The organism is Dietzia psychralcaliphila, assembly GCF_003096095.1.
GTDB lineage: Bacteria > Actinomycetota > Actinomycetes > Mycobacteriales > Mycobacteriaceae > Dietzia > Dietzia psychralcaliphila.
Map to the genome: position 1 here is coordinate 365,377 of NZ_CP015453.1, position 23,931 is coordinate 389,307.

At 71.1% G+C, this 23,931-nt stretch carries 20 protein-coding genes; 8 read left to right on the forward strand and 12 right to left on the reverse strand.

The window, feature by feature from the left end:
• Nucleotides 1-14: 14 nt before the first annotated feature.
• The 5 genes from A6048_RS01540 to A6048_RS01560 form a co-directional block, all read right to left on the reverse strand.
• Nucleotides 15-3,383: an arabinosyltransferase domain-containing protein gene (locus A6048_RS01540; protein ID WP_235027584.1), complete on the reverse strand. Its 3,369-nt coding sequence runs from the start codon at nt 3,381-3,383 to the stop codon at nt 15-17.
• 12 nt (nt 3,384-3,395) lie between these two features.
• Nucleotides 3,396-5,366: an arabinofuranosyltransferase gene (locus A6048_RS01545; protein ID WP_107747929.1), complete on the reverse strand. Its 1,971-nt coding sequence runs from the start codon at nt 5,364-5,366 to the stop codon at nt 3,396-3,398.
• Nucleotides 5,367-5,368: 2 nt separating this feature from the next.
• Nucleotides 5,369-6,130 carry a decaprenylphospho-beta-D-erythro-pentofuranosid-2-ulose 2-reductase gene (gene dprE2, locus A6048_RS01550; RefSeq protein WP_107747930.1) on the reverse strand — a complete coding sequence of 254 codons (762 nt, stop codon included), beginning with the start codon at nt 6,128-6,130 and terminating at the stop codon, nt 5,369-5,371.
• A 339-nt stretch (nt 6,131-6,469) separates the two neighbouring features.
• Nucleotides 6,470-7,918, reverse strand: coding sequence for a decaprenylphosphoryl-beta-D-ribose oxidase (dprE1, locus tag A6048_RS01555; protein ID WP_107748089.1), 1,449 nt, complete (start codon nt 7,916-7,918; stop codon nt 6,470-6,472).
• Between the two features lie 113 nt (nt 7,919-8,031).
• Nucleotides 8,032-9,456 carry a lipase family protein gene (locus tag A6048_RS01560; RefSeq protein ID WP_107747931.1) on the reverse strand — a complete coding sequence of 475 codons (1,425 nt, stop codon included), beginning with the start codon at nt 9,454-9,456 and terminating at the stop codon, nt 8,032-8,034.
• 86 nt (nt 9,457-9,542) lie between these two features.
• On the opposite strand from A6048_RS01560, the gene A6048_RS01565 reads away from it, so the two are divergent.
• Nucleotides 9,543-10,364, forward strand: coding sequence for an ABC transporter permease (locus A6048_RS01565; RefSeq protein ID WP_107747932.1), 822 nt, complete (start codon nt 9,543-9,545; stop codon nt 10,362-10,364).
• 20 nt (nt 10,365-10,384) lie between these two features.
• Here the strand turns inward: A6048_RS01565 and A6048_RS01570 are convergent, their stop codons facing one another.
• On the reverse strand, nt 10,385-10,567 hold the full coding sequence (locus tag A6048_RS01570; RefSeq protein WP_107747933.1) for a hypothetical protein: 183 nt from the start codon (nt 10,565-10,567) through the stop codon (nt 10,385-10,387).
• Nucleotides 10,568-10,975: 408 nt separating this feature from the next.
• Here A6048_RS01570 and A6048_RS01575 point away from each other — a divergent pair, with 408 nt between their 5' ends.
• Nucleotides 10,976-11,752 (forward strand): DUF2202 domain-containing protein, encoded by a 777-nt coding sequence (locus tag A6048_RS01575; protein ID WP_159110369.1) that lies wholly within the window; start codon nt 10,976-10,978, stop codon nt 11,750-11,752.
• Here A6048_RS01575 and A6048_RS01580 read toward each other — a convergent pair.
• The gene (locus A6048_RS01580; RefSeq protein ID WP_107747935.1) at nt 11,706-12,809 is read right to left on the reverse strand and encodes a sensor histidine kinase; all 1,104 of its coding nucleotides are present in this window, start codon (nt 12,807-12,809) and stop codon (nt 11,706-11,708) included. The two genes, A6048_RS01575 and A6048_RS01580, sit on opposite strands and share 47 nt — an antisense overlap.
• Nucleotides 12,806-13,528 carry a response regulator transcription factor gene (locus A6048_RS01585; RefSeq protein ID WP_244911037.1) on the reverse strand — a complete coding sequence of 241 codons (723 nt, stop codon included), beginning with the start codon at nt 13,526-13,528 and terminating at the stop codon, nt 12,806-12,808. The genes A6048_RS01580 and A6048_RS01585 overlap by 4 nt, the downstream gene beginning before the upstream one ends.
• A gap of 65 nt (nt 13,529-13,593) precedes the next feature.
• Between A6048_RS01585 and A6048_RS01590 the strand changes: the two genes are divergently transcribed.
• Both A6048_RS01590 and A6048_RS01595 read left to right on the forward strand, forming a co-directional pair.
• Nucleotides 13,594-14,118: a GtrA family protein gene (locus A6048_RS01590; RefSeq protein WP_107747937.1), complete on the forward strand. Its 525-nt coding sequence runs from the start codon at nt 13,594-13,596 to the stop codon at nt 14,116-14,118.
• A 110-nt stretch (nt 14,119-14,228) separates the two neighbouring features.
• Nucleotides 14,229-16,100, forward strand: coding sequence for a glycosyltransferase (locus A6048_RS01595; protein ID WP_107747938.1), 1,872 nt, complete (start codon nt 14,229-14,231; stop codon nt 16,098-16,100).
• Between the two features lie 94 nt (nt 16,101-16,194).
• Here the strand turns inward: A6048_RS01595 and A6048_RS01600 are convergent, their stop codons facing one another.
• Complete coding sequence (locus A6048_RS01600; RefSeq protein WP_107747939.1) at nt 16,195-16,812, reverse strand: TetR/AcrR family transcriptional regulator; 618 nt, start codon at nt 16,810-16,812, stop codon at nt 16,195-16,197.
• Between the two features lie 121 nt (nt 16,813-16,933).
• Between A6048_RS01600 and A6048_RS01605 the strand changes: the two genes are divergently transcribed.
• Both A6048_RS01605 and A6048_RS01610 read left to right on the forward strand, forming a co-directional pair.
• Nucleotides 16,934-18,283, forward strand: coding sequence for a cytochrome P450 (locus A6048_RS01605; protein WP_107747940.1), 1,350 nt, complete (start codon nt 16,934-16,936; stop codon nt 18,281-18,283).
• A 159-nt stretch (nt 18,284-18,442) separates the two neighbouring features.
• The gene (locus A6048_RS01610) at nt 18,443-19,498 is read left to right on the forward strand and encodes a hypothetical protein (protein WP_244911038.1); all 1,056 of its coding nucleotides are present in this window, start codon (nt 18,443-18,445) and stop codon (nt 19,496-19,498) included.
• Between the two features lie 7 nt (nt 19,499-19,505).
• Here the strand turns inward: A6048_RS01610 and A6048_RS01615 are convergent, their stop codons facing one another.
• Both A6048_RS01615 and A6048_RS01620 read right to left on the reverse strand, forming a co-directional pair.
• Nucleotides 19,506-20,705: a TerC family protein gene (locus A6048_RS01615; RefSeq protein WP_107747941.1), complete on the reverse strand. Its 1,200-nt coding sequence runs from the start codon at nt 20,703-20,705 to the stop codon at nt 19,506-19,508.
• Nucleotides 20,706-20,775: 70 nt separating this feature from the next.
• Nucleotides 20,776-21,249 carry a DUF4442 domain-containing protein gene (locus tag A6048_RS01620; protein WP_107747942.1) on the reverse strand — a complete coding sequence of 158 codons (474 nt, stop codon included), beginning with the start codon at nt 21,247-21,249 and terminating at the stop codon, nt 20,776-20,778.
• A 194-nt stretch (nt 21,250-21,443) separates the two neighbouring features.
• Between A6048_RS01620 and A6048_RS18760 the strand changes: the two genes are divergently transcribed.
• The gene (locus A6048_RS18760) at nt 21,444-22,943 is read left to right on the forward strand and encodes a fatty acid desaturase (RefSeq protein ID WP_107747943.1); all 1,500 of its coding nucleotides are present in this window, start codon (nt 21,444-21,446) and stop codon (nt 22,941-22,943) included.
• Between the two features lie 53 nt (nt 22,944-22,996).
• Nucleotides 22,997-23,191, forward strand: coding sequence for a ferredoxin (locus A6048_RS01630; protein ID WP_107747944.1), 195 nt, complete (start codon nt 22,997-22,999; stop codon nt 23,189-23,191).
• A 101-nt stretch (nt 23,192-23,292) separates the two neighbouring features.
• Here the strand turns inward: A6048_RS01630 and A6048_RS01635 are convergent, their stop codons facing one another.
• On the reverse strand, nt 23,293-23,892 hold the full coding sequence (locus tag A6048_RS01635) for a maleylpyruvate isomerase family mycothiol-dependent enzyme (protein ID WP_162845706.1): 600 nt from the start codon (nt 23,890-23,892) through the stop codon (nt 23,293-23,295).
• Nucleotides 23,893-23,931 lie beyond the last annotated feature (39 nt).

Below are 23,931 nucleotides of genomic sequence, written 5' to 3' on the forward strand. Positions count from 1 at the left end.
ATTCTAGGCGACGGTCAGTTCATGGGACCCGGCGTGGTCCAGCCCCATTGGACGGAACTGCGTCGAACGAGGTCCGCGGGCGTCGCCTCGGGGTCGAGGGGCTCGAAGCGCTGGAGTGAACCCCAGTCCCTCGACCAGTCGTGGTCGAGGTAGGTGGGGACGGTGACGGCCTCCACCGTCTGGCTGGTCCACAACAGTGGTCCGCCGCCGCCAGCGCTCTGCCACCAGTTCGCGGCGGACGAGGACTCGCGGTCGGCGAGGATCCGGTACCGGGGGATCTCGCCGACCCCCCCGTTGTGGACGAACGGGCGCTGGCACGGGAACGCCAGGGCCACGACCCAGTCGATGAGCACCGGGTCGGTGTGGCCGACGACCTCGTCGAGGGTGCGCAACCGTGGGTTCCGGGGCGGGGTCACGGCGAGCCACCAGTCGGGGTCCAGGTTGCCGTCGGTCGCCACCACGCGCACGACCTCGGCGTCGGAGGGGATCGACTCCAGGGGGATCCTGAGGTTGCGCCAGGCGGGGGCCGGACCGATGTCGACGGGGGCCATGGAGCCCATGACCTCGAAGTCGGTGGGACCCGCCGCACCGACCCGGCCCGGCCGACCGTATTCGATCTTCAGGTCACCCGGACCGATGCGGCCCGCGGCGGCCATGACCAGGAGTGGGCTGTTGGGGCGGCGGGCGGGCAGTTCGTACCAGGCCGACGTGAGCTCGGCGGCGACCTGGGGGCCGCGGCGGTAGGAGCCCAGGACCGGTGTGGTGTCGGGGTCGAGGCCGAAGGGAAGTGCCACGGTGGAACCGTTGACGGTCACCTCACCCCTGCCGCCGGTGGTGCCGGCGTCGACGCCGTCCCCCGGCTCGCGCTCGCCGGAATCGGACAGGGCCAGCGAGCCGGAGGACTCCGTGCTGTCGACGGTGATGGTGTCGGGCAGGCCGTTGGGCGCGAATCCGTTGACCACGCCCGCGCCCAGTGAGATCTCGGGCCCGGCGCCCACTGCTCTGAGCAGGCCGTCGTTGGAGTCCTCCTCGACCAGCACCGAGTCGGCGAGAGAACACGGCTCGCCGCTGAGGGCGCGCAGGTTGGCGCGTCCGACCGTGTACGCCGGGGTCTGGACGAACACGGCGGTCACGGCGGAGAAGAGCTCGAAGATCACGACGGAGAACGCCACGATCGTCAGCGGGGCGCCGTCGATGCCGGGGCCCCGTCCGGACCCGACCCGGCGGCGATCCCGGGCCCGTGCGGCGGGGGTGTCGGGACCCGACCGGCGGAAGGGCAGGGCGCGGGAGAACCTGCGGGCGACCGCCCCGTCGGGCGAGTCGGGGAGGATCCCGGCGTGGATGAGCCCGGCCACCAGCAGGCACACCAGGCCGCCGATGAACGCGACGTACTGGATCTGGACCCCCGCCACGTCGGGGAAGGTGTCGGAGAACGGGATGCCGTAGTCGGAGACATACCACCAGGTGTTGTTGGTGGCGGTGGACAGGCCCACGACGAGGCACAATGCCGCCCCGACGAGCCAACGACTCCGGCGCAGCGAGACGGTCGAGGACCGCAGCGCGATCACGGCGAGGACGGCCAGGGCCCCGGCGAGCCCGGCGAACACGCCGAAGTGGTGGGTCCACTTGGTAGGGGTGAACACCAGGAACAACAGGGATCCGGCGATCACGCCGATGAGCCGGCGGGAGGGGCCGGCGGCGGCCCCGGGGATCCGACCGCGGCGCAGCATCACGGCCGTGACGAGCGCGAGGCACATCAGCATGAGCAGGACGGGGAAGCGCCGGGCCACACCGCCGTCGGCGGACACCCCGAACAACGCCTCCCAGCGGTCCTTCTCCCCGTACCAGGGCAGGCTGGGGCCGAGCTCGGTGCGGATGCGGGTGGCCTCGAGGACCGCGGCGAGTGTCTGATCGGCGAACACGGTGTAGAGCAGTGCCAGCCCCACCGCCAGGACCGGGCCGAGGATGGGCGCCCAGCCGACCACCAGGGCGCGCCGACGGACCATGCGGACGAACTCGCGTGCGCCGGCGGCCAGGGCGGCCACGCACATGAGCCCGGTGGGTCCGGCCCCGAGGGAGAACGCGGCCACGCCGATCGCGGCGACGCCCGGGACGAGCCTGCGCGTGGCGATGGACCGCTCCACGAGCGACCAGGTGAGCAGCGCGCCCAGCGCGATCACTGGCTCGGGCCGCAGCCCGTTGTTGAACGCCATCCAGAAGGCCAGGAACAGGGCGGCGCCGGTCCACCGGGGCCGGTGCCAGGTGCGCGCGAGCCTGCCCAGGCGCGGGACCACCTCCCGGCTGATGATCAGCCAGGCCAGGATGCCGCACGCCAGGGTGGGCAGGCGCATCCACGGACTCGCCGTGGACACCTCGGCGAACAGCCGCAGGATCTCGTAGTACCACCCCACGGGAGACTCGGGGGAGCCGAGCCAGCGGTAGTAGTTGGCCATGTAGCCGCTGGGTCCGGCGGACCGGGCCATGGTGAGCAGATAGCCGTCGTCGGAGGTGTTGGCGCCCACGAGGTGCCAGAACCCCAGGACGCTCACCACCACTCCGTCGACGGCCGACAGCCGGGTCCATGAGCGGGGGACGAACCTCCGGTCGGACCGCCCGTCGATCCCGTCGAGGCGGTGCAGGAACACCACCGAGGCGAGGGTGGCCAGGATGCCCAGCACCATCAACGCCAGCTTGAGCACCGTGGGACTGGACGAGTAGCGGGAGTCGACGGTGATCTCCACGGTCGACTCGCCCAGGCCCTCGGGCGCGGTGAGGGGAGTCAGGTCCGTGAACACCCCCGTGACCTGTGGTCGCATGGTGCCCGGGACGGCCGCGCGGACGGGGTCGTCGGCGTCGTCGGCGACGTCCCCGTTCTCGCTGAGGTTTCCGTCCTCGGACAGGCCGGTGAGCTCGGCCACCAGCACCCCGACCTCGGCCCGGACGCTCAGCGATTCACAGGCCGGGTCCCGGAGGGTGGACAGGGGGACCGAGAGCAGGGTGGTGTTGCGGACCGCCACCTCGATCGCCGGGTCCCCCGCGGCGTCGGCGGAGCGCTGCACCACCAGGCCGTCGGAGATCCGCCCCGGCGCGTCCTCGGGCAGGGTCGAGAACACGATCGTGTCGTCGGGAACCTGCGACAGCGGGCCACAGGGTGCGGTGATGGTCAGGTCCAGCGGCCTCCCGGAGACCAGTGGGGCCGTGACGGAGGCGTAGTCGGGCCCGGCGGTCCAGCGCACCTCGGTGGTGTCCTGGTGGACGGGCAGGAACCCGGCCAGGATCGCCAGGAACGCGCCGAGGAAACCGGTGATCACGGCCAGCCGTCGGTCCCGGTCCATCCCCGGGTACGGGTGCAGCCCGAGGGGGCGCCCACCGTTCGTCGTCACAGTGCGGTCACCTCATCGCACCACGATCACGGCGAACGGCCCGACATCGTGGACCTCGAAATGCGGGCCGGTGACGGCCTCGGCGGGGATGGTGGTGCCGAACCGGCGCACGTTGGGGTCGTTGGGGTAGGTGTCCTCGGCCAGGCGCAGCGAGTACCCGGATCCCGAGGGTCGGGCGACGATGGCGTCCGGACGCCGCCACGGCGTGTCGTTCATCATGGCGTACAGCTCGTCGCCACTGGTGGCGTCCTCCCAGCCGATCATCGCCTCGTTGCGTTCGGCGTAGCGACCGAGCGGGTTGGCGTAGTGCGAGGTGACGGCCTGGTAGGCCAGGTACGGGTGGAAGGCCAGGAAGGCGTCCGCGGTACTGGCGACGACGAGGTCGGTCTTCTCGCGGCCGGGGAACGCCTCGAGGATCACTCTGTCGACCTCGGCGTAGTGGGACTCCGGCCCGGGCGGGTAGCGGTCGGCGCGCTCGCCGTCCCCGTCGGTGTCCGTGTAGGCCAGCCGGATCTCCTCGTGCAGGTGATCGGGGATCCCCTGCACGTGGGCCAGCCCGGCGAGGGTGGCCACGACGCCCACTACGGCGGTGGCCCGACGACGCCGGTCGGCGGCCTCGGCCGCGGGTCGGTCGGCGCCGCCCTGGCGTCCGGCGGCTCGCACCGCGTATCCGGCCAGGTCGGCGATTCCGAATACCCCGGCCACCACCAGCAGGAGGATGAGCACCGGCTCGAGGCGGAAGCCCAGCATGGTGGTGCCCAGGACGGTGACCGCCATGGATGCCAGGCTCCACAGGTAGACGGTCACCACGCCCAGGCCGAGTGCCTGCGCACGACGCGAGGTCCACGCCCGCGCGACGATCCACACCAGTCCGGCCAGGCACACCCAGCCGGTAAGGCCACCTGCGGTCATGGGCAGCGGCAGGCGTGCCCCCGCGTCGGGCAGGTAGTGCAGCGCCGTGCCCGAATCGGCCGGCGCGCCGCCCAGCGCGGCGATCAGGTAGGGCGCCCACACCACGAGTGCGATCGCAATGGAGCCGAAGCCGATCGCCGCGAGTCGTGCCGCCGGAAGCCACAGTGGAGTCGAGTGCAGTGGGGCCGGCCGTTCCCGAGCGTCCCCGACGCCCCGGCGCGCGAGGGAGGCCACGGCGGTGGCCACCACGGCCATGAGCACGACGGTCCCCGCCGCGAGGCCCGTGTACAGGGTGTAGGTGCTGGCGGAGGCGCCCAGGTAGAGGGTCGTGGCCAGGGTCGCACCGCGCCCACCCCGAGGGGAGGTGGGTGCCACGGCGTGCCAGGCGAGGATGAGAACAGGCGGGAGGAACAGCGCCACCACGGCGCCGTAGGGTTCCGGGCTGCCGTAGGCCAGCATCACCGCAGTCGAGGCCACTCCGACCACGGCGCCGAGGTCGGTGCGCAGCAGGCGGGTCCAGAGCACGGTGACCAGTGCGGCGGCGACAGCGAGCGACAGGATCGACCACGGCTTGTACGCTGCCCAGCCCTCGAGTCCGGCGAGGTCGGCGAACCGCCCACCCAGCCAGAACCACCCCGACGGGTAGAACGACGGCAGGTCGGCGTAGGCCATGTCGGGCAGCCCGAGCGAGGTGGCCGAGCGGCCGAGGAACTGGGTGCGGAACTCCTGGTCCACGCTCACGCCGTGCAGGTAGAGCCTGGACGCGGCGAGCGGGATGCCGAGGGTCGTGGCCACCAGCAGCGCCGACCCGGTCGGGGCGGCGAGCTTCCCGGCCCGCACCAGCGCGGGCCTCCCGCCCGGGCGCTCGCCGGCGCGCGCACACAGCACCCCCAGCACGACCAGTGCGACGGCGGCGGTCTGACCCACCACGGTCAACGCCCGCAGGACGTTGGAGTTGCCGTAGGCGGGGAAGGAGACGAGGGAGAAGCCGACCAGGACGACGGCGGTGACGGCCGCGGCGAGCAGCGTCGCCGCGGCCGCGAGGCCCGGCCCCCGGAGAGCCACCGGCATGGTCAGAAGGGGAGCTTGCGGAAGATCGGGCGCGGCACGTGGGTCAGCACGGCCATGACGCCGCCGAACGCGGCGGGGGCGAAGACCGCTCCCTTGCCCGCCCCGGAGTTCTTCACCGCGATGCGGGCCACGTCGTCCTTGTTGACGGTCAGCGGCGCCTCCTTGACGTGCGCCGACATGCGCGTCCGGACCTGCCCCGGACGGATCACCAGGACGTCCACCCCGTGCTCGTCGAGCGCGTAGCCCAGGCCGGTGTAGAACGAGTCGAGGCCGGCCTTGGTCGAGCCGTAGACGAAGTTGGAGCGACGGGCGCGGAGTCCGGCGGCCGAACTCATCGCGATGATCCGGCCGTAGCCCTGGGCCTTCATCCGCTCGGCGAGCAGCACGCCCACGGAGACGGCGCCCGTGTAGTTGACCTGGGCGATCTGCACGGCCTTGCGCTGATCGGACCAGAGTTCCTCGTTCTCCCCGAGCAGGCCGAAGGCCACGATCGCCACGTCCACGTCGCCTCCGGCGAAGATCTGCTCGAAGGCGGCCGGATGGGAATCGGTCGCGGCGGCGTCGAAGTCCACCACGTCGACAGCGGTGGCCCCGGCGGCCGTCATCTCGGCCCGCGCGTCCTCGATCCCCGGGTCCCCGGGAAGACAGGCCAGCACCACGCGCATCGGCCCCTGCTGGAGGTACTCCCCGCAGATGGCCAGGCCGATCTCGGAGGTGCCTCCGAGCAGGAGCAGGGTCTGGGGGACGCCGACGGCATTGATCATGCGCAGGAGTCTACCGAGGCGCCCCCGTCAGACCGGGAAAGGTGGCTGGGCCGGCCCGGGCGCGGGCCGCGTGGAGGTGGACGGCCCGCGGGTGACGACGGACCCGGCGCTCGCGGAGACCTTTTCCACACTGTCGAGGGCGGGGAGACGGCGACGAGGACGACTGCGGCGGCGACGGTGCGGAGGATCATGGCGAACTCCCGATTCGGCCTCCGGGCGACCCTCGTCGTCCGGGGTCACCCTATTGTGGGCCCGCCGACGACGGCTTGTACAGCCCCCGTCCGGACTCGCCCGCCGGGGCGCTCCGGGGGCACAGCGGTGGTGACGCGGTCCGGCGGGTCAGAGCAGCTCGAGGCGGCGGCCCATGTCGGAGACGAAGACCCCGTTGGGGTCGATCCCGCGGCGGGTGGCGATCCAGGAGTCGATCTCCGGGTACATCGCGTGGAAGCGCTCGGCCGGGACCCTCGAGTCCTTGGCCGTGTAGAGCCGGCCGCCCATCGACATGACCTTGGCGTCGAGCTCGTTGACGAACGCGTTGAGTCGGTCGTTGATGGGGAAGTCCACACACACGTTCCACCCCTCCATGGGGAAGGAGAGCGGTGCCTGGTTCCCGGGCCCGAAGAGCTTGAACACGTTGAGGAACGAGTAGTGCCCCGAGCGCTGGATGTCGCCGATGATCTCCTTGAACCCGTCGACCGCCCCGGGCGGGACGATGAACTGGTACTGCAGGAAGCCGTCGGACCCGTACGCCCGGTTCCACTCTCCGAAGAGATCGAGCATGTGATAGAAGGCCGGGAGGGTCTTGATCTTGTTCCGCGAGGTGCCGCCGAGGCGGTAGTAGACCTCGCCGATGGGGCCGAAGGTGAACTTGTTGGCCAGACCGTTGGGGAACACGTCCGGGAACGTGACCAGCGGCTTGGCGTTCATGGCCAGCGGGTCCTTGGCGAGCTTGGGCGCGTATTCCTCGAGCTGGGCGAGCGTGGCCAGGGACCCGCGGGAGACCGCGGCGCGGCCGAGCTTCGGCGGCGCGCTGATCGCGTCGAACCACGCTGAGGAGTAGGTGTACTTGGCCTCGGACCCGTCGGTGTGCAGGGCGATGGTCTCGTCGAGCGAGGCGGTCTGGTCCGAGTCCGCGAGGAAGAAGGCGGTCTCGGTGCGGGTCATGGCGATCCACGCCTTGAGGACCACGCCCGTGAGGCCGTTGCCTCCGATCGTGGCCCAGAACAGCGTGCCCCCCGGGTCGTCGGACGTCCCACCGGGCTCGAGCGTGAGGACGCGGCCGTCCGCGACGAGCAGCTCCATTCGCGTCACGTGGTTGCCGAACGACCCCGCCGAGTGATGGTTCTTGCCGTGGATGTCGTGCCCGATGGCGCCACCGACGGTGACCAGACGCGTGCCCGGCAGCACCGGTACCCACAGCCCGAACGGCAGTGCGGCGCGCATGAGTTGGTCCAGGTTGACACCGGCGTCGACCACCGCGAGCGCCTTCTCGGCGTTGAGCTCGTGGATACGGTTGAAGCGGCTCATGTCCAGCACCAGACCGCCGGAGTTCTGCGCGCTGTCCCCGTACGAGCGGCCGAGTCCCCGGGCCACCACCCCGCGTTGCAGGTGAGCGGGGCCGGAGGCGTTGGCGTCGTTGACCGCCGCGACGGCCGCCGAGATCTCCTCCACCGAGCGCGGGGTGAGCACGTGGCTCATGGCCGGCGCGGTGCGTCCCCAGCCGGTGAGGCGCTTGAGTTCGGTGTCCAGGGAGGACTGGGCCGGGGTGGTCTGCTGCGTGGTGCTCACCCGGTCGAGGCTACCGCCCGTGGGGGCGGAGTCGTCGTCACGACGCCCGGGTGTGATGTGCCCGACGACAACGTGCGCACCTCCGGTGGCCGATCCGCCACCCGGGGGCCGGATCAGCGGCACCCCGTGGTGAACGGCACGCCGCGGGCTCGGGCGTCGACCCAGTCGAGCGCGGGGCCGACCGCCGTGTAGGCGCCGGTCACGTGTTCACCGGCCACCGGCGTGTATTCCACGTCCGCACCCGCCGCGCACCACTCGTCGACCAGCCTGTGGGCGGTCCACTCCGGGACGAAGGTGTCCCCGGGGCCCTGTGACGAGCCCGGACCGGGGCCCATCGGGACGGTCGCGTCGGCGTGCCACACCTGCACCGGCCCGGAGGGGACCTCACGTGGATCCGCTCCGCGGGCGGGATCCGCCCGCCCCAACCTGTTCCGGGCCATCACCTCGATCACCGTGGGATCGGTGCGGGGGTCGACGTCGGTGATCGCCGACAGCGGGAAAGGGGCGAGTCCGCCGACCGTGTTGGTGGACGCGCAGGCGTCGCGGAGCTGGTGTGCCACCACGTCGCCGGTGTCGTTGAGCAGCGGGTACAGCTGCGGGTACTCGCGGGCCAGCCCCAGCACGGCGGCGCGGTAGAGGCCGGAGGCGAGCGTCCCGTCCATCGTGTCGAACAGGTCCGCGTAGTCGGCGGGGACCCCGCCCACGGAGGACCCGACCAGCACCCCGGTGAGCTCGGGTGCGTACACCGGCTGCAGCTGGGCGGCCCATCCCGTGGCGATTCCCCCACCGGAGTACCCCACCTGGACCACGCGCGACGCGGAGAAGATCGGACCCGGGTCACCGGCCGGGGTGAAGGCGCGGGCCGCGCGGACCCCGTCCAGGACGGCCCGGCCGTTCGCCCGTCCCGCCGCGTAGGCGGCCCGTGGGCCCTGGAAGTCCGTGAGCACGAGCCCGTAACCACGGTCGGCGAGGATCTGCAGGAAGGGCGGCAGTTCCATGTTGAGCTTGTGGGGCAGGACGTGCGAGGGCATGCACGTCAACCCCAGCGAGTCGATGGTCACGTTGAACGACACCAGCGGCCTGGGACCCGGGCCGGGCCACGGCGTGGCCGGCTCGATGATCGTGGACACGATCTGCTGCGGTCGGTCGTGGGAGTCGGCGCTCTGGACCAGGACCTGCCATCCACGCCCGAAGTTGCGGACGTTGTGCGGCGGGATCGACACCGGGCGGGTGGCCAGGATGGTGCCGGGAGCCGTGTCGGCGGCGACGTCGGGTGGGGAGGAGTACCACGGGTCCGGTGATGGGCTCGGGAGGTACCGCTCCGGCGTGCGCTGCTCGGGTGCGGCCGGCCGGAACGCCGCCAGGGGGTCGGGTAGATCGGCCGCCAGGGGGGCGGGCAGATCGGAGGACAGGGGGCTCGGCAGATGGGTGATCGGCTCGGGCTGGGCTCCGACGGGGGAGCCCGCGACCGTGCACGCCAGGGCGAGGGCGCCCGCCATGACCGCGGTTCCGGGACGGAAGAGGCGTCGCGAGAACATCGGCGTACCGTATCGCGATCAGCCTGGGAGGACCGAGGATACGTGCGCCGGGTGGGCGCCGGGCGGCCCGCGGCGGATATACGCTCGTGCGCGTGGGCCCCACGATGATCGAGCTCGGCCCCGCCCTCGCGGTGGCTGTGGTGCTGTTCGTCGTCATCGGGACGGCGGCCGCCTGGCTGGGGCGGACGGGACTGGAGCGCGAGGTCCCGTGGGCCTCGATCCGCGCCGCCGTGCAGCTCATCGTCCTCGCGCTCGTCATCGGCTACGTGGCCGACCGGGCGTGGCTGGTCGGGGTGTTCGTCGTGGTGATGGCGACGACGGCGTCGTGGGCGGCGGCAGGGAGGCTCGCCCGGCGCAGCAACCCGCAGGCTCGGATGGCACGGGCGTCGGGGACGCAGGCGCCGAAGACGTGGGCGCTGGGGATGCGGGCCAGGGTGCGCGACGCGCTGTGGTGCGCGCTGCCCGTGGCCGTGCCGCCCGTCGTCGTGGTGGCCGGCCTGATCGCCGCGGGGGTGGTGCGCCCGAACGGCCTGTCCATCATCCCCGTCGTGGGGATCTTCCTGGGCAATGCCATGGCGATCACCGGGCTGGCGGGGCGGCGGGCGCACGACGAACTGGAGGTGCGCCACGGAGAGGTCGAGGCCGCGTTGTCACTCGGGTTCACCGACTACCCGGCGCGGATGATGGTCTGCCGCGAGGCGGCCGCGACCGCGCTCTCCCCGTCGCTGGACCAGACGCGGACGATCGGCCTCGTGACCATCCCGGGTGCCTTCGTGGGCATGATCCTCGGCGGCGCCGAGCCGTGGCAGGCCGGCGTGATGCAGTTGTTCGTCTCGACCGGGATCCTCGCCTGCGGGGCGATCGCCCTGGTCGTCACCACCCTGCTCGTGGCCGTCGATCGGCTGTAGCGGACCGGCGCCGGGTCTGATCAGGCGGAGCCGCGCGTGGTCGGCGTCGAGAGGACCACCCGACCGGTGGGGGTGCACGACGGCGCTGCCGGGCGACGGTGGGGCGCGCGCAGCGGCGATGACGGCGGGATCGCGCGGCCGGTCGGCGTGTACGAGAAGGCGGTCGGCGCGCTGTTCAGGGCGGGGTTGCGGTACTGGGACATGGGATTCCTCCTGGTCGTCGAAGAGAAGGAACAACGACGGACCGCCCGGGGCGGCGCCGACGTGTCCTGCTCAGATGCGTTGCGGAGGCGACGACGACTCACCCGGAGGAGTGGCGCGAACCTGGTGGTGTGGACGCCGTGTGGAGATGGGGTGGCCGGAACTGATCGCTCCCGCGGAATCGAACGCACTCGGCGGATACGCCGTTGTCAGTTCGACCAGAAACGCGCTGGTATGCGCGCGATGGAAGAACAATGGCACGTCCGCGGGCGGAGGGCAAGTCTCGTGACGATCTTCACGCTATCCACACGAATCGCCGGCGGATGCTTCACACCCGAACGGTGGAATCGAGGTGTCGGAGAAAGCAGTATGCGAGGCCCCCACGGTGGGGCCGGGACGAGGTGAGAACGATGAGGACGAGCTCGAACAGGACCATCCGTCGGACGATGGCGGCAGTCGCCGCGGCCGGGGCGGTGGCCGCGGCCGCGGCCGGGGGGTACGCGCTGGCCGGGACCGACGGGCCCGCCGGGGACACCCGGGTCGCGATGGTCGCCGCCCAAGAGCAACAGGGTCACGGTGCGCCCGGTGAGGGCGGCCCCGGACAGGGCCGACAGGGCGACGAGCCGGGTCGGCAGGGTCAGCCGGGTCAGCAGGGTCACCGCCAGCAGGGGCAGGGTCACGACCAGCAGGGCCAGGGTCACGACCAGCAGGGCCAGGGCGGGCAGGGCCACCAACTCGAGATCCCGGCGCCCGCCGGCACGCTGTCCGCGAAGGAGGCCGAGACGCTGTCGATGATGCGAGAGGAGGAGCGGCTCGCCCATGATCTGTACGTGGCGCTGGGCGAGGCGTGGCCGGACCGTCGGTTCGAGAACATCTCCGCCGCCGAGACCAGGCACGGCGACGCGACGGCCACGCTGCTCGCCAACCACGACCTGCCCGATCCGTCCGTCGGGTCCACTCCGGGCGAGTACGCCTACCCTGAGCTCCAGGAGCTCTACGACGGCTGGCTGGCCCGGGGACTGACCTCGAAGTCCGAGGCGCTCGCCGTGGGCGCGGAACTGGAGCGGCGCGACATCGCCGACCTCGAGGCCGCGATGGAGGCCACCACCCAACCCGATCTGGACGCCGTCTACGACCACCTCAGGGTTGGTTCGGAGAGGCACCTGCGGGCGTTCGAGCGAGGCTGAAGACGAAGGTTGATCCCTGGCCCGGGCCCCGGGAGGTGACCGTGAGGTCGCCCCCGTGGGCCCGGGCCAGTTGGCGTCCGATGGTGAGCCCGAGACCGGACCCGCCCGAGTGTCCGCCGGGGCCACGGTGGAAGCGCTCGAAGACCTGCTCCGAGGCCTCGGCGTCCAGGCCCAGGCCGGTGTCGGACACGGTGATCTCCGCGCCGCCCGGGGTGCCCCGGACCGAGACCGCGACCCAGCCGTGCTCGGTGGCGGCGAGGGCGTTGACGACGAGGTTCTCGAGGACCTGCGCGACGCGGTCGGGGTCGACGACGAGGACCACCTCCCCGACCGGTGGGTCCATCCGGAGCTCGACGTCCGTCGCGGCGAACCCTGGTCTCAGCCGGTCGACGGTGCCGCGCACCAGCGCGGCGAGATCGGTCTCGGTCGACGCGAGCTCGAGCCTGCCCTCGACGCCCCGGGACAGCGTCGACAGATCCTCGGACAGTCGCCTGAGCCGGGCGCTCTCGGCGCGGACGTGCCGCAGTTCCTCGACGCCGAACACGCCGTCGGCGATGCCCTCCACATACCCGTCCACCACGGTCAGCGGCGTCCGCATCTCGTGCGCGACCTCGGAGATGAGGCGCATCCGGCGTGCCTCGGTCTCGGCGATCGTGCGGGCGAGGGTCGTCACGTCGTCGGCGAGGGCGGCGATCTCACGCTCGGGGGGACGGGTGATCCGACGGGTGTAGTCCCCCGCGGCGATCGCGGTGGTGGCGGCACCCACCTCCGCGAGGGAGCGGAGCAGGCGGCGGCCGACGATCCCGGCCGCGAGGAGGGCGACGGTCACGCCGGCGACCGCGCCCCACACGGTGGCCGTCGTGACGGCGTCGGCGACGGTCGCGCGGAGGCCCGGTCCGGCCCCGCGGACACCGTCTCCGCCGGGTCCGCCGGGCCGGAGGGAGTCGTCGAACAGCATCGGCGCCGTCAGCCGCACCACGAGCAGGACCACGACGACGCCGGTGACCGCCACCGCGAGGTGGGACAGGAACAACCGACCGCGGAGGGTGCGGATCATCGCGCACCCCCGTGGCCCGCGGGCCGGAGGACCTTATACCCCGCGCCCCGGACGGTGGCGACGAACCGGGGCGTCGCCGGATCATCCGCCAGGGCCCGGCGCAGGCCGCGGACGTGGACGTCGACCACCCGTTCGTCCCCGAAGTGCCCGTCCTGCCACACCGCGTCGAGCAGTTGCCGCCGGGTGAACACCTGGCCCGGCGCGGCCGCCATGGTGGCCAGCAGGTCGAACTCGATCGGGGTGAGCGGGACCCCCGCCCCGTCGACGCTCACCTCACGGGCCCCGACGTCCACGGCCAGCCCGCCGACGGTGAGCGGCGCCGCGCCGACCGGCCCGACCTCACGCGCTCGTCGCAGGACAGCGCGTACGCGGGCGGTGACCTCGCGGGGGCTGAAGGGCTTGACCACGTAGTCGTCCGCCCCGGCCTCGAGGCCGATGAGCCGGTCGACCTCCTCCGCGCGGGCGGTCACCAGGATCACGTACACCGGGGATATCGACCGCAGGTCGCGCAGAAGGTCGAGACCGTTGCCGTCGGGCAGCCCGATGTCGAGGAGGACGAGGTCCGCTGTTGCGGCGAGTCGCCTTGCCTGGGCGGCGGTGCCCGCCTCGTCGACGCCGAAGCCGTCCGCCTCCAGATAGCCGCGCAGGACCCGGCGGATGTGCGGTTCGTCGTCTACCACGAGGACGCGGCGGCGGGTGACGTGGTCGGGAGAGGACACCTGCCCAGTGTCCCTCTCGGCGGTGCGCGGCGCGGTCGGGATCGTCCGGGATCTACCCTGGTCGAGTGACTTCATCCAGCGGCGCAGCACCCGACGGGGCCCGAGCGGACATCCCGGACGATTCCGTCCTCGACTCCCTGCGTGGGGCCGTCGACCCGCTCGAGGCCCGACACGAATCCGATCCGGCACGACCGACGGACTTTCGGACCCAGGTCACCCGGTTCTTCCTCACGGGCGTCCTCTCGGCGGTGGTCGACTACGGCCTGCTGCAGCTGTTCATGCTGTTCGGGCTGGGGTACGGCCCGGCCAAGGCGCTGTCCTTCGTGGCCGGGACCCTCACGGCGTACTCGCTCAACCGTCGGTGGACCTTCCAGGCCGAGCCCTCCCGCGCCCGCTTCGTCGCCACGATGGGCCTGTACGCGGTGATGTTCGGCGTGCAGTGGGGCCTGTTCATGCTGCTGGTGCCGTGGTTCCACGACCTGGGCTGGAGCACGTTCTGGGCCACGACGATCGGATTCGTCATCGCGCAGGGCGTGGCCACGGTCACCAACTTCATCGTCCAGCGGACCGTGATCTTCCGGGTCCGCTGACCGCCTCCCGAGATGCTGCCCGGCCGGGGGATAGCCTGGACGGCGCGACCGGGATCCAGCCGCCCGGGCGTGAGACGACCTCCGCACCGACTCCCAGGAGCACCCGCCACATGGACGCCACCACCGTGACAGCCGCAGGTGCCGACGCCGGTTCCGCCCTCGTCGAGCGCGACCTGCTGGTGCAGCGCACCCTGTTCTCGGGCCCGCGCAGGTGGGTCAACGACGACCTGTACTCGCGGATCGTTCGCGGGGTCGTGCGCCGCACGCGAGCCGAGCTGCACCTGGACGCCGGCGCCGTGGTCGACACCAACACCTACTTCGGCCGGTTCGAGGCCTCCTACTGGCAGCGCTGGACCTCGGTCACCAGTCTCACCGTGCGGGTCGCGGTGGAGTCCGAGGGCCGCCTCGACGTGCTGGTCCGCGCCTCCGACATCGGGGCCCACGTCCGCACCGTGGACGTGTTCCACCACCAGGGGGACGGCATGGCGGTGTTGCACGTGCCGGTGGACACGTTCGTCGACGGTGGCGCGATGTGGCTGGAGTTCCACGCCGTGGACGCGGCGGCGACCGTGTCCGAGGTGACGTGGAGTGCGACGACGACGAGCCCGGCGCGCCGCGCGGCGGTGGCCATCTGCACCTTCAACAGGGCGGACGACTGCGCCGCCACCGTCGACTCGCTGGCCTCGGACCCGTTGGTGGCCGAACTGATCGACGATCTCTACGTGACGGATCAGGGCACCGACCTGGTCGAGACGCGCGAGGCGTTCCGGCATGCCGCCGGTGAGTTCGGCGACCGGCTGCACTACCTGCGCCAGCCCAACCTCGGCGGCGCCGGCGGGTTCAGCCGGGGGATGTTCGAGGCCACCGCGCCCGGGTCCCCCGGGCCGGTGGACGTGCTGCTGATGGATGACGACGTGCGGGTCGAGCCCGAGACGGTGTTGCGGCTGTTCGCCTTCGCCGCCGTGACCCGCGAGCCGATGCTGGTGGGCGCGCAGATGCTGTACCTGTTCAACCCCGACTACCTGCTGGTCTCGGCCGAGCGCACCCAACTCGATCAGCTCAAGGGCGGACTGGACGCCGACGAGTTCGCGCTGCGCGACGAGTCCGTGGTGGATCACCGGCAGGAGCGCCGGATCGACGCCGAGTACAACGCCTGGTGGTCCTGCCTGGTGCCGGGGGAGGCCGTGGAGCGCGTCGGGCTGCCCATGCCGTACTTCTTCCAGTGGGACGACATCGAGTACGGGTTGCGGTGCCGCCAGGCCGGGATGCCCACGTGCACCCTGCAGGGTGCCGCGGTGTGGCACGCCGACTTCTACTGGAAGGACGGCGACGACTTCGGCCAGTTCTTCTCCCAGCGCAACTCTCTGGCCAGCGCGGCGATCCGGCAGGGGATCGACCCTCGCGCGATGGCCAAGAACCTCGGCCGCAGTGTGCTGCGCGCCCTCGTGGGCATGCAGTACGGGCTGGCCGCCACGCGGATGCGGGGGATCGAGGCGTTCCTCGACGGCCCCGAGGGGCCCCACGGCGTGGGCGACGGCGGGCAGGCCGCGCTGGCGGCGATCCGCGCCGAGCGCGCGGGATACCCCGAGACGGCCAAGCTCGCGGTTGACGCCCTGCCCGCGGGGATCAAGGTCGAGCGCAAGGTGGGCATCCCGCGCGAGGACCGCGAGGACCAGGTGCTGGCCAAGCGGCTGCTCGTGCAGAAGCTCGGTCGCCAGCGCCGCGGCGTCGTGGCGATCCCGTACGAGGACGCGGCCTGGTGGCACGTCTCGCTCTTCGACGAGGTGTACGTGACCGACGCGTCACAGACAGGTGTGCACCACCGCAAGGTCGACCCGCGGCGCGCCGCCGAGCTGCAGAAGCGACTGGGTTCGCTGATGGCGCGGTTCGTCCGCGAGGCCCCGGAGGCCCAGGAGCGGTGGCGTGCGGCGCAGGCCCGCCTCACCACGCGGGAGAACTGGGCACGGTTGTACGGGGAGTAGACGCGGGATCAGGGTGGCCCCGCGGCACCGCACCTCGTCCGCCATCGGCGGGCGGCCGCACCTCGTCCGCGATCCGCGGACGGCCGCACAGGCGTCAGGCGTGCATGCCGGCGGTGAACCAGCGCGTGGCCTCGTTCACGATGTCCCCGATGTCCGCGCTGGTCTCGGCCTGAAGCCACGCGGTGATGAGTTCGCCCAGGCCCCCGACGAGCAGGCGTGCGCTGATCTCGTCACGCGGAGCGGGCAGTGCCTGATCCCCGAACAGGGTTCGCGCCTGTGACACGACCAGGGCGGCGAAGTCGCGGAACAGTTCGTGCCGGCGCTTCCGCAGGTCGGGGACTGCCGCCGACTCGATGATCGCCACCCGGCCCTTGCGGGGGTCGTCGGTCAGTATCGCGGCGAACGCGGCGATCGCGGCGTGCGCCCGGACGGTGGTGTCGCCATCGGTGTCCGACAGGGCGGACAGGACGGCGGTCCGGACCTGTTCGGCGATCTCATCGACCAGAGCGAGTAGCAGCTGGTCCCGGGCGCTGAAGCTCTCGTAGAAGTAGCGCTCGGTGAGGCCCGCCTGGGCGCAGATGGCGGTCATGGTGGTCCGTTCGACCCCGCGGGTCCCCGCGATCTCCAGAGCCGCGTCGAGGAGTTGGCGACGGCGCGCGGACCGGCGTTCCTCGGCGCTGACGCCGCGGTACGGGCGAGGGGTCGAGGCCATACCCAATCTTGACAGGACGCCCTGTCTAATTCAAACTCTAGCCAACTGACAGGACCACCTGTCAGAAAGCCCCTCGGGCATCGTGCGGTGAGCGCGGGGTCAGGGGAGATCAGGAGCACCGATGACGAGGACGCTGGCGCCCGCGCCCACAGGCAGTGAGTTGACCCCGGTCCCGGGGGATGGCGGACTACCGCTTCTGGGCCACGGCCTGGAGTACCTGCGGGATCCGATGCGGCTGTGGGAGAGCCGCTATCGGCGCTACGGCCCTGTCTCGTGGTTCCGGGCCTTCGGCACGAGGGTCGTGGCACTGCTCGGACCCGAGGCCTCCGAAGTGGTCCTCACCAACCGGGACAAGGCATTCGCCAGCGGTGACGGTTGGCAGTTCCTGATCGGGCCGTTCTTCGAGCGGGGGCTGATGCTGCTGGACTTCGACGAGCACATGTCGCACCGCCGTCTGATGCAGCAGGCGTTCACCTCGGACCGCCTCGCGCGCTACTCGGCGGCGATCGATCCGGCCGTCCGTACGGCGATCGGGCAGTGGCAGCCGGGCGAGCGTGTGGAGGTCTACCCCGATCTGAAGAAGCTGACGTTGAACCTCGCGGTCGAGGTGTTCATGGGCGGCGCGCCGGGGACCAGCCAGCAGCGGCTCGACCAGATCAACTCCTCCTTCATCGACTGCGTCCAGGCGGCGACCGCACTCGTCCGGTATCCCGTCCCGGGCGGACGATGGCACCGCGGCCTCGTCGGCCGACGTCGCCTCGAGGAGTTCCTGCGCGAGTATCTGCCGGCCCGGAGAGCCGGAGGGGGTGACGACCTGTTCTCGGTGTTGTGCAGCGTGGAGGTCGACGGAGAGCGGTTCAGCGACGACGACGTGGTCAACCACATGATCTTCCTGTTGATGGCGGCGCACGACACCTCCACCATCACCCTCTCGACGATGATGCAGTATCTCGGGCAGCATCCGGAATGGCAGGAGCGCTGCAGGGAGGAGTCGCTGGCGATCCCCACGGATTCGATCGACTACGACCAGCTCCCACGACTGCGCTCCCTGGACCTGGTCATGAAGGAGTCGCTGCGGCTGGTCTCGCCCGTGCCGACCATCGTGCGCAAGACGGTCAAGGACACCGAGGTGATGGGGCACTTCATCCCGGCCGAGACCATGGTCGCGATCGCCCCGTACTTCACGCATCACCTCGATGAGTACTGGCCCGATCCGGAGGTGTTCGATCCCGGACGGTTCTCCGAGGAACGCAGGGAGGACAAGACCCATCGCCTGGCGTGGCAGCCGTTCGGCGGCGGCGTGCACAAGTGCATCGGCATGCACTTCGCCGGTGCCGAGGTGAAGATCGTGCTCCACCACCTGCTTCGCACTTTCCGATGGGAGGTCGACCCGGACTACCGCGCGCCGATGGACATGAAATCGTTGCCCTTCCCCAGAGACGGGCACCCCGTCCGCCTCACCAGGCTCTGACACCCCTACTGCCCGGAGACTCCCTTCTGTCCTGGCAGCGCTACCGCCCTGGCACCGGGTCTCAGGTCGTCTTCCACAGCCCTCGTCTGTCCACAGGCGCCTCCGCCCGGGCGCGTCCTGGGTCCGGATCCGAAGGTCTCGTGCCGCACTGTGTTCGGTATGGACACTCCCACTCCGATCCGCACGCAGAGCGCACGCCTCCGGGACCGCGTCGCGATCGCCTCCGCCGCTCACGGTCCCACCCCGGATAACCCCGGCGGGTTACCGGCGGGGCCGTTGACCACCGCCGAACTGGCCGCGGCCGTCGCCGATCCCCGGGACCGTGGTCGCTACGTACGGATCTGGCACGGGTTCTACCGCCGGGACGACCAGGTCGACGACCTCCGATTGCGCAGCGTGGCGCTGGCCAGGGCCTGGCCCGAAGGGGTCCTGCGCGGTCGGAGCGCCGCACTGCTGTGGGGGGACGACTCCACCCCGGCCGATGCGCTGCCGGAGATCTGGCTGCCCTCCACCCGGCGATCCCGCCAGGGGAGGGTGTACCGCTATGGCGCGATGCCTCCGGCCGCCGTCACCGAGTTGGGCGGACTCCGGGTCACCACCCCGCTGCGCACCTGCCGGGACCTCGCCTGCGACCTGGATCTCGAGGACGCGGTGGTGGCGGTGGAGCGGTTGTGCGCGGCGGTCCCGGGGCTCGCGGGGCGACTCGGGGCGGCGGCAGAACACCCGGCGGGCCGAGGTGCCCGCCGGTTCGCGGAGGTCGTCGCCGCGGTCGAGCCGGGATCGGCGTCCGCGGAGTCGACCCGCGCCCGGCTCCGGCTGGCGACGGCGGGGTTCGGCGGGTTCTCCGAGGGGAACCGCATCAGGATCGCCGGTCGCTGCGTGTCGCTCCCGCTGGCCGACCCGGCCGCCCGGTGTGTGGTGATGTTCCCGGGAGGGTCGACGGGCCCGCTGGACGGGGTCGGGTCAGAGCACTACCGGGCGGCGCTCCGCCGTGCGGGCTGGACGGTCATCGTCGTTCGGGGCCCGTCAACATCCGGGAGCACCCCTCGCCCGGCCGGCGACGGCGCGCAGCCGCGCGGGCAGGCCTGCGACCCGGGTGCGGGTGGCGTGCTTCTGGCGCTACGTTCACTCTGGCCGGGCGCGCGGCTGTTCCCGCCGCTGGTCGGAGAACCCGTTGCCGATCCACTCGGGATGTGGGCCGGTCGGCGCCCGTAGTCGCCGATCAGCGGGTGTAGTCGGTGGCGCGTTCGTAGCGGGCATGATCGTCCCAGACCCGGCGCAGCAGCTGTTCGAGCTCCCAGACGTCGCCCTCTGAACCGAAGTACTTCCGGTCGATCGTCTTGAGCTTGTCCTCGTTGTCGAGGATCTTGGCCCACAGCCTGGCGCGCTCGACGGGGTCGTCGGTGAAGTTCTTGTTGAGGTACTCGTGGGAGTGCCGCTTGAGGTTGCCGAGCACGGTGAGCGCCTTCCCCGCCGGGCTCACCAGCGAGCCCACGACGGTCACCACGAGGATGGCCACGATGACCCCGAGCGACAGGTAGGTGGGCACCTCCACCACGGCGACGTGCTCGCCCTGGTTGATGAACGGCAGGTTGTTCTCGTGCAGGGCGTGGAGGATCAGCTTGACGCCGATGAAGCCGAGGATCGCCGCCAGGCCGTACTTGAGGTAGACGAGGCGGTCGAGCAGGCCGTCCAGCAGGAAGTACAGCTGGCGCAGGCCGAGGAGCGAGAACGTGGTCGCGGTGAAGACGATGAAGACGTTCTGGGTGAGGCCGAAGATCGCGGGGATGGAGTCCAACGCGAACATGATGTCGGTGCCGCCGATCGCCACCATGACGATCATCATCGGCGTCATGACCTTCTTGCCGTTCTCGATGGTGAACAGCTTGTCGTGGTCGTAGTGATCGGTTGCCGGGATGAACTTCTTGGCCAGGCGCACCACGACGTTGTCCGCGTCGTCGTCCTCGTCGTCCTCGGCCAGGAGACGGCCCGCGGTGACGATGAGGAACAGCCCGAAGACGTAGAACAGCGCGCTGAACGCGTTGAGCAGAGCGGCTCCGACGAAGATGAAGCCGGTCCGCGCGAAGATCGAGAAGACGATGCCGAACAGCAGGGCCTTCTGTTGCCCCGCCCGCGGCACCTTGAAGCTGGTCAGCAGGAGCAGGAACACGAACAGGTTGTCCACCGAGAGCGCCTTCTCGGTGATGTACCCGGCGAAGTACTCGACGCCCATCTGGGTGCCACCGAAGATCCACACGAGGAAACCGAAGGCGATGGCGATGCCCACGTAGAGGGCGGACCAGATCGCCGACTCCTTCAGCGTCGGGATGTGCTCCTTGCGCACATGGAAGAAGTAGTCGAAGAGCAGCAGCGCGACGATGAGTGAGACCGCGAGGGTCCAGGCGAGCGGGGTGGCTCCCAACTGGGTGTCCTTTCCGAGGACGGCCGAGTGACCGGATAATCCTACGCGCCTCCGGCGATCGTGCCTCCGGTCAGCTCCTCCGCCGGATGAACATCGTGTGCTGCGCCTCCACCACCGTCGTGCCGCGGCTGTCGGCGATCACCGCGGTGTGGACGACGCTGGTGCTCGGTTGTTGGCCGAGTTGCTCCCTGATGGCGTCCGCCTCCGGGGCCGGAACCTCCACCACGCATCGCAGCCGGCCCCGGCCAGGAGCCCGGAAGTCGATCGTCGCGCGCTTGGTCCACACCTGGTAGCCGCCACCGAGTTGCCCGGACAGCAGCGCCCCGTAGAGGACGTCGGTCGCGGCGAACAGTGCTCCGCCGAACGCGGTGCCGTTGGTGTTGGCGGTCCACGGCGCGACGTGCATGCTCAGTTCCCCGCGGCTCCAGTCCGGGGCGATGTGCCGGATGCGGATCCCCGAACCGAGGAGCGGGGGGTACAGCGAGGCCAGGAGGGGGAACGCCCGGGGGCTGGAGGTGTATCGGTGCAGCATCGTCTTGGGCACCGGCCGATCCTAACTTACCCGCGAGTCAGTTCAGTCCCGCGACGGATCCTGGGCGCCCGGAGGTGGGCTGCCGGAAGGCCGCAATGGACAAAGAGCCACCCCGTGTCTAGACAAACCGTCTCCGTTTGTCTAGATTTGAGCCACTAGGTGGCGTGCGACACACGCCGTCAGGCTCGATCAAGGGAGTTTTCGTGATGCACACCGACGTTCAGGCGGGGGAGGCCGCAGCGCAGCCGTACCCCTGGACTGATGGCAAGCGGTACCTGTGGATGCTCGGGCTCATCCCGGCCGGCGCACTGTTCATCTCTCTCGGGTTGTTCTCGTGGTTCTCCCACGCCGGGTGGGATACCGCCGCGGTCGTGGCGTGGTTCGTGGCGCCCTTCGTCGTGTTCGTGTTCATCCCCCTGCTCGACATGGTCGTCGGGGTGGACGGGCGGAACCCACCGGAGGAGGTCATCGAACGTCTCGAGGCCGACCCCTTCTACCGGTGGTGTACGTACCTCTACATCCCGGTGCAGTACGCCGCCCTGGTCGTCGCCTGCTACCTGTGGGCCGCGGACGACCTGTCGTTCTTCGGGCACGAGGGCGGGCTCGGCCTGGTGGCCAAGATCGGCGTCGCCTGGGCCGTGGGGATCGCCGGGGGTATCGGCATCAACACCGCCCACGAGCTCGGCCACAAGATCGAGAACTCCGAGAAGTGGCTGTCCAAGATCGCCCTCGCCACCACCGCCTACGGCCACTTCTACATCGAGCACAACCGCGGTCACCACGCCCGCGTCGCGACCCCGGAGGATCCGGCGAGCTCGCGACTGGGCGAGTCGTTCTGGGCCTTCCTCCCGCGCAGCGTCGTCGGCTCCATGATCTCGGCCTGGGAGCTGGAGAAGAACCGCCTCGAGCGTCTCGGCAAGTCCCCGTGGACCCTGCGCAACGACAATCTCAACGCCTGGCTCATGACGGTGGTCCTGTTCGGTGCCCTCACCGCGGCCTTCGGGCTCGAGGTTCTGCCCTGGCTCATCCTGCAGGCTGTGTACGGGTTCAGCCTGCTGGAGGTCGTCAACTACCTCGAGCACTACGGACTGCGTCGCAAGAAGCTCGACAGCGGCCGCTACCAGCGGTGCCGGCCCGAGCACTCGTGGAACTCCGACCACCTGGTCACCAACATCTTCCTGTACCACCTCCAGCGTCACTCGGACCATCACGCGAATCCGATGCGCCGCTACCAGGTCCTGCGCACCACCGACGACGCCCCGCAGTTGCCCGCCGGGTACGCCGCGCTCATCGTGGTGGCCTACTTCCCGCCGATCTGGCGCAGGATCATGGACCACCGCGTGCTGGATCACTACGACGGCGACGTCACCCGGGCCAACATCCAGCCCTCGAAGCGGGAGCGGATCCTCGCGCGCTACGCCGCCCCGGCGGCCACCGGCACGGGCGCCGCGTCGAGCGCGTCCACCACTCCGGCCGCCACGGCGACCGCAGTCCTCGATCCCGAGCCCGACGTGGACATCGTCCGGGACGCCGTCTCGCCGATCGGCACCTACGCCTGCCCCAACTGTGGTCACCACTACGTGGAGGCGCTCGGCAAGCCGCGGGAGGGCTTCGCACCCGGCACTCCGTGGTCGGAGATCCCGGACGACTGGCAGTGTCCGGACTGTGGTGTGCGGGACAAGGTCGACTACCTTCCGGTGAGCTGACCCCAGATGACCGTGTCGAGCGTGTACCGAACGTTCCTACCAGGAGGTTTCTCGTGAAGATCTCGATCGATCCGGACCGGTGCGAGGGGCAGGCGGTGTGCGTCGGCCTCGCCCCGAAGGTTTTCGCCCTGGGCGACGACGACGAGGTGGTGCGCCTCCTCGTCGAGGAGGTCCCCGAGGATCTCCAGAAGAGGGCGCGCAAGGCCATCGAGAAGTGCCCCATGGCGGCGCTCCGCGAGGCCGGGTAGGCCGGGGCCCCGCGCTGGGTTGACCCGCGCTGGGTGGACCCGCGCTGGGTGGATCGGCGCAGGGTGGATCGGCGCTGAGTGGGCCCGCGGGCCCGCGTTGGTCAGGACGCCGGCCAAGCGGAGGGGTCCCGACCGGTACGCGCGAGAGCAGCGTGCCGGGGCGGGACCCCTCCGCCGTCGAAGCCCGGGACCGGGCCTGCGAACAACTCCGGGGCCGGGTCGTCGGAGAGATCGGCGCGGACGAAGTCGAGCACGGCGCGGTCGAGCTCGTCGCCCCACGAAAGGTCGACTCCCTGCGAGACCGACAGGTCCCAGGCGTGGACCGCCAGGTCGAAGGTCTGTTGCGCGAGGTAGTGGACCACCGGGGCCCGGCCGTAGGACAGGTGGACCTCGTCGTCGGGCGGGGTTCCCCGCCACGCGGCGGCCACCGGCGCGCGGAGGGTGTGCCAGTAGGCCACGAGGTCAGGCCCGGTGGCCTCGGCGAGCCGACGGAGCGCGTCCTCGAGGTCTCCGGCCACCTCGTCGACCGTTCCGCCGGCCAGCAGTCCCGGGACCCACATCTGCTCGTCCACGACGTGGGCCAGCACCTCACGGGCGGTCCACTCGGTGCACGGGGCGGCCGCGTCCCAGTCGGTGATCATCGGCAGGACATGGTCGTACAGGTCGACGGCGCGGGACTGCAGGGTGATCCAGTCGGTCATGGGGTCCATCATGCCCCTCACCCCGAATCCGCTGTTCCC